At 42.0% G+C, this 3,535-nt stretch carries 3 protein-coding genes; 2 read left to right on the forward strand and 1 reads right to left on the reverse strand.

Annotation, left to right across the window (positions count from 1 at the left end; genetic code table 11):
* Window positions 1-1,553: MobF family relaxase (gene mobF / locus LC574_RS31615; protein ID WP_229457518.1), on the reverse strand; the 1,553-nt coding region annotated here is incomplete at its 3' end.
* A gap of 490 nt (window positions 1,554-2,043) precedes the next feature.
* Here mobF and LC574_RS31620 point away from each other — a divergent pair.
* Together LC574_RS31620 and LC574_RS31625 are read left to right on the forward strand one after the other, a co-directional pair.
* A complete protein-coding gene (locus LC574_RS31620) occupies window positions 2,044-3,171 on the forward strand; it encodes a ParM/StbA family protein (protein WP_229457519.1) in 1,128 nt (375 codons plus the stop codon).
* Window positions 3,164-3,427, forward strand: a complete 264-nt coding sequence (locus LC574_RS31625) for a hypothetical protein (protein ID WP_229457520.1) — start codon at window positions 3,164-3,166, stop codon at window positions 3,425-3,427. Before LC574_RS31620 ends, LC574_RS31625 begins: the two co-directional genes overlap by 8 nt.
* The last annotated feature ends 108 nt before the right edge of the window (window positions 3,428-3,535 follow it).

Genomic DNA, 3,535 nt, shown 5'->3' on the forward strand with positions numbered 1-3,535 from the left:
AGTAATAGTCTTGCTCCCTCAAGGGTAGCTCTCTCTAACAGGGCATGAGCATCTTTGGCACTAAGTAAACCTGCCTCATCTACAATCCAAATCTGATTTGATTCAATTAGGGGTACTGGCTCAGACACCAATAAACTGGCTACAGTCTCGCCTTGTATACCTAGTTCCTCACTTAACACTTTAGCTGCCATTGATGAAGGAGCAAAAGCTTTGACTGTATAGCCCTGAGCGAGTGCGATCGCGTTTAATTCCTTGAGGGCGAAAGTCTTACCAGCACCAGCTACACCTTGCCACGCTACAAACTGGTCTGTTGTAGTTGCAGCCATATTTACTGCAAGTCGTTGCCCTTGATTGAGCAAGGTTTTCTCTAAAAGGCTTGAAGCTACTTGTGTTTGCAGTATCGGATTAACTGCCCCAATTCCTGACTGCATCAACTCAATCGTTGCTAGTTCTCTTTTTACTGCCGTCCACGTGGTGTATTGCCTTTCCATTCCCGGCAAAGCGATTAACTCTTGATGCTCCTTGATTAATGGCTCAAGTGCATTTACATCAGTGAAAAGTCTTTCAGAGAGAATGAATTTTTCTAAATCTTCAAGCTTAAAAGCAACATTCCTCTCGCTACAATGAGCGATCGCGTCTGCCAACGCATCTTCAACGTTGGGTTCCCCAAGAGAATCAGCAACTACTTGACTATTTGGCTCAGAAGGCTTGACGAAACTGATGCCCAGTACCGCAGCTTCTTCATGCCACAGCGATTTGAGTTCTGCCTCTGTTAACTTCTGCTTACGCTTACGAGTAGTATCCCAAACTTGGTTTCGCTCTGCCCATGAAGAAGATGCACCAGCAAGAGCTACGATCTGCTGCCGCCGTTTTGAGAACGCCTCTAAGTCTTGTTCCTTGAACCCTTTGATTTCAAATTGTCCATGTTTTCTGGATTCTACCTCATACCCTAGCTTCTGGACTTCTGCCGCTAGATAGCTTTGGTATGCCATCCCCAAAAACTTCTTGTTAGCGAATATTTCCGAATTGACCAAACTCATCCACTGACCATCATTGGTCTGTGTCGTATTCATGACTAAGCAGTGGGTGTGCAGATGTGGATCTAAATCCCGACTCTCGATGTGGTCAAACTGCGCGACGACCAAGTCACCCGTGTTTACCCTGCGACGACAATCTCCTTGTGTCACCCTCGTTATGGCATAACGCCTTTCCATCAGCCCGATCACTTCCTTTAATGCTTGATGGTGCGCGGCAATTAATCTTGAATCCCCACCGACCAAAGCCATTAGGCTCACACTCTTGGGTGCAGAAAATGTACAGTCTAACGCGGCTCTACGTTCTTTTTGTTTCAGCACCCTTGCATTAAGTTGCTCACGACCATCAGGCGATCGCCCTTCGATTACATTGGTAAACTCAAGATCATTATCAATTGCTCCTGACAATCCAAGTTTTTCTGCACCTTCACCACTCCAGCGTGACTTGCCTTGGTGGTAGTAGTTTTTGACGAAGTACTTCACCGCCATCTCTGAGGAAACGTTGGCAGCTGTTAGCATTGCTCACCTCTGCTATCAGCAAAACATAACTTAACCCAACAATTATTGCTGCCAAAGTTTATTCCCGTCACCAAACAAAATTTTGTTCGATGCCGAGTGAAGAAATTTTGGTAAAACTTTGACGACAACAATTTTTTTATTTTCCAACTCTGATATTTTTTACTATAGCAAACTACGCTCAAAAAGTTTCCGCCAAATTTGGCGTATTGTGCGTCGGAAATGAAAATTAAAGTTAGATTAAAATGCTTGAGTTTGCCGTGGGGTTGACATAAGAGTGACATACACTAAACATGAATTCGACTTGCAGGAAGTTCTAGGAACTGCCAGGAAGTGCCTTGAAAATGACATAAAAAGTTAATTTATCTGCATTATTTTTACTTGTTTTATCTTACAATTGGCTGAAGAATAACATCAGTTCATTAAGGCTGTACTGGGATGTTTTACTACAAATAAATTACAGAAAATAATTTCTAAATAGGAGGTGGTAAGTGTGAGTTTGTTAAGGGTAGTGATAGACCTTGGTAGTTCATCTTCGAGGGGATTTTACACATTAGAACCATTCCATCCAATGTTGATGTTGATGGAGCCGGAGGTAGCGACAGTGCCATTAGGAAGCTTAGAAGCTTATGAACGGAACAAGATGGGAGAGTCGAATCCTGAAGATAGTGCTTGGATTGAATATGAACAGAAGTGTTTTGCAGTAGGGTTCTTAGCCAAAAAGCGCTTCAATGCTGACAAGCAATTGCAAAAGCGGAAATTTGAGTTAGCTTTGGCTAAAGCGTTGGCGATTGTGGGAGCGATCGCAGACAAACACAATTTAGAAAATGGGTCATCGGTTCATTTAGGGATTTTGCTGCCTTGGGGAGAATTTGAGGATCGGGAGTTATTTCAGAATTTGGTGAAGACAGCCCTTTCTAACTACAAATTCAAAGGATCTTCAAAAGCATTTTCACTAGAATTATTTATTTGTCTTCCTGAAGGAGGGGGAATCTTGAGTAGGGGGCGAGATGCTAGCTCTAATATCAAAGAACAAGCGATCGCGGTAGTAATGTTGGGTTATAGAGATATAAGCATTCTGTTAATCGAGCGTGGAGAAATGCGTAAAGGCAAGACAGAGCCTTTAGGTTTCTCAAAAATGGTTGAATCAGTGATGAATCAGACATCGGGGTTGAACGTAGATCGTTTGATATGGGCGATTTGTAAGACAAAGAAAAACTCTTCTTATAAAGCGTTGAGTGAATTAGCTTCTAGTGTAGAACCAGCCTATAGAGAGCATGAAATTTCCCGAATGCGTAATGCCGTTGCTAATAGTAGACAAGAATATTGGATGATGCTATCTAACTGGTTAAAGTTGCAAATTCCTCGCAATGTTGATGAAGTGATTATCGGTGGAGGGACTGCACATTATTTCCAGTCCCAGTTAAACAACTTGTTTTCATTTTCTAATGTGAACTGGTGTGAAAATTTGGAGGCACAAATCGTCAATAGTTTTCCTCAAGTCTCTTCTAAGTCTCTTAACTATCGATTGACAGACGCTTATGGATTATTTTTCTTTCTCTGTAGTCAGAGGATGAGTCTAAACAAAGAGGTTGTTGGGGCAGGTGGGGCGAATGAGTGAAAGAAACGAAAGAGTTGATTATCGGTGTCGAATTTCCATGAACAAAGAGCCGTCTAGTATTGCTCTAATAAACTACATAAAGCAGGGTGATGGGATTGCTGAGAGGGATAAGGTATTACCTGCCTTGTTTGGATATTGGTTGCCTTTTGCTTTAAAGGCAGATGGGAGCTATTCTGAAGCCGAATTAAGACAACATGCTAGAAGTGCAATTTACAGATTGAAACTGCACATTCTGCTTCCAATACTTTTCGGTTAAGCTCAAAAACATGTAGATTGGGAGTTGTACCTAAAAACCCACAGCCCAATGCAACTCAAAGAATTTTCGTTGGTCTCAATATTAATAGAATCAGGCGAAGTACTCAAA

The sequence above is a fragment of the Nostoc sp. CHAB 5715 genome (assembly GCF_020829685.1).
Taxonomy (GTDB): Bacteria; Cyanobacteriota; Cyanobacteriia; order Cyanobacteriales; family Nostocaceae; genus Nostoc.

Excerpts from the sequence above, each read along its gene's own strand:
- LC574_RS31625 (WP_229457520.1), top strand. The coding sequence starts at position 3,164 with ATGAGTGAAAGAAACGAAAGAGTTGATTATCGGTGTCGAATTTCCATG.